This window comes from Polaribacter sp. (assembly GCF_049276715.1).
Classification (GTDB): Bacteria; Bacteroidota; Bacteroidia; order Flavobacteriales; family Flavobacteriaceae; genus Polaribacter.
Genome location: NZ_JBASWY010000025.1, coordinates 1 through 2,692 on the forward strand (window position 1 = coordinate 1; position 2,692 = coordinate 2,692).

The 2,692-nt window shown below is 34.8% G+C and carries 1 protein-coding gene; it reads left to right on the top strand.

The genetic code is table 11. The features are described 5' to 3' along the window. Window positions 1-2,692, top strand: a 2,692-nt coding sequence (locus WAO74_RS06700) for an SdrD B-like domain-containing protein (RefSeq protein ID WP_422160624.1), incomplete at both ends; no start/stop codon positions are given.

Sequence of the window (2,692 nt, forward strand, 5' to 3'; positions counted from 1 at the left end):
AATGGTTCTCAAAATGGTGGTGAGAGTGGTTTAGAAGGAGCAACAGTAACTTTAGATCCTGGAACTCCTGGAAATACTGCTGATGATATAACAACAACCACAGATGCTAATGGAAATTATTTATTCGATAATTTACCTGCTGGTAATTATACAGTTACAGTAAATACTTCTACAGTTACAGCTGGATTACCGACAACTGTAACAACTGATGATTTAATACCAACTTATGATGATGATGGAACAACAAGTGTAAGTAGAAGTGATGTAACTTTAACAGCAGGTGAAAATGATTTAGATCAAGACTTTGGCTACTCTTCACGTTGTACAATTGGTGCAACTGTTGGTTTAGTTACTGCAAACGATCCTGATGCAGATGGTATCAATAACATCTGTGATTTAGATGATGATAATGATGGTATTTTAGACATAAACGAAGGTTGTTTTAACAAAACCACTGACGTTTCAAACTTTAGTATCAACAAAAGTTCACATTCAGCCAACTTAAATACAGCCTCTAATGGATTTGGAATCGATATTACTAGGCTAGACAATAGTTTTAATGTTACTGTAAATGGATCTCCATTATTCTCTAATGAATTAGAGTTTGCAAGTGCTTTTAGTTCAATTCCACAAACCATTAAATTTGCAGACGGAACAAGACATGGTGCTGGTGGAATTCCTCAAATATGGGCAATGGGTACTGCAAATGCAGCTACTCCTCTATTAAGAGTTATTGTTTCTCCAACAGGAAGTGTACAAATTTTAGGCTCTAAAACTTTAAATGGTCCTTTAGAATCAATGATATTTGCGAACGGATTAACAGTAAACCCAATAACTTGGAATGCAACCAACACAATAGTTATTAATCAAGTAGTAAATGGACCAACGCATGCAATTGGTTCTATTTATGGATATAACCTGAATTGCATAGATACAGATGGAGATGGTATTACAAATAATTTAGATTTAGATTCTGATGGTGATGGGTGTTTAGATGTTACAGAATCTGGAGGAATTGATGCAAATAACGATGGTATTATTGATGGAACTGGTTTTGATGCTAATGGAAAAGTAACTGGAGCATCAGCAGCTTATAATGGAGTAATTGGAAACGAATATATTGCAAATCAATTAAATATTACAACTCCTGTAGCAGATAAAACTTCTTTTAATGGACAATCTGTAACATTTAATGTAGTTGCTTCTGCAGAAAAAGCAACCGCTTATAATAATGGAACTCCAGTTTATGGAACTGCAGGGAACGCAAACTCAGGAATTATTTACAAATGGTATTTTGGAAATCCTACAAATGGAGGAACTTTACTTACAAATACTGGTGTTTATTCTGGCACCAATACTGCAAATTTAGTAATTAGCGATGTAACAGGTTTAGATACCAACCAATACTATGTTGATGTAACTCATTCAAATAATAAATGCGCAAATGCTAAGAGCTCTGCTACATTAACAGTAGCTACTGGCTTAGGTTCAATTGGAGATACAGTTTGGTACGATACAGATGGAGATGGGATTATAGACGCTGGAGAACCTGGTTTAGGAGGAGCAACTGTAACTTTAGATCCTGGAACTCCTAGTAATCCAAGTGATGATTTAACAGTCATTACAGATGTGAATGGAAATTATTTATTTACTGATTTACCTCAAGGCACTTACACAGTAATTGTTGATGTAAGTACAGTAACCTCTGGAATTCCATCAGGAAAAACTCCAGCAGATTTGGTTCAAACTTATGATTGGGATAGTATAGGTACTCCTAATAATAGTACTATCAATTTAAGTTTAGGTGAAGATAATTTAGATCAAGATTTTGGTTACATGGTAGGCTCTGGAGGAACTTCTGGAGGAAATTCTGGTGGAGTTGAGTCTGAATCTTTAGGAGATGCGATTTCTAAAATTTATGTAGGTCGTAAGAAAAACTCTGTACCAACAGAATTTATTAAAGATGCTTCTAATTTATACAACAAAGCAAAGTTAAAGTCGTCGCAAGCATATCAAGGAAAAGGTCAAACCTTGTTAGACATGTTCCCAACGCAATTGTATGCAGGAAACGTGGCAAACATTACCTCGCCTACTGATATCTTAGATTACACAATTGCAGATGAAGTATTGTCTGTAGATTTCTCTTTAAATGGTCAAACAAAAGGAGTTGTATTAGGTATTAAAACATCTGATAAAATCTACAACCACACCAAAGCATCTTGTGATAGATTGCGTGGTGCAGAAATCTTAAACATCCAAACTGTAAAGTTAGGTGGCTATAATTTCTTAATGCAAGGCTTAAAACAAAGAAACGGAATCGTAGAATATGCTATCTCTTTTGCAGTGGCCAAGAACAACAACGATACAAATTACACCATTCAAACAAACTGGTATGTAAATGATTATACCAAATTTAACGATGTGTACAACTTCCAAGTATGGTCTACAAGACCTGCTGATACTCAGAAATTAGTAACTGATATCTTAAACAACTTACAGTCATTTATTCCTGTTGCACAACCAGAAATTCAGAAAATTCCTGAAACCTATGCTTCTAAAATTTACAGAGAAAAAGGTGAGTTAATTGTAGCCTTAAGAAGTACAGAAGTGGGTAACACAGCAGATGTTTCTATGGTAGAGTTGTACTCTGAAACAGCCAACAACATCAAGTTTAGAAACAATTCTTTGAATA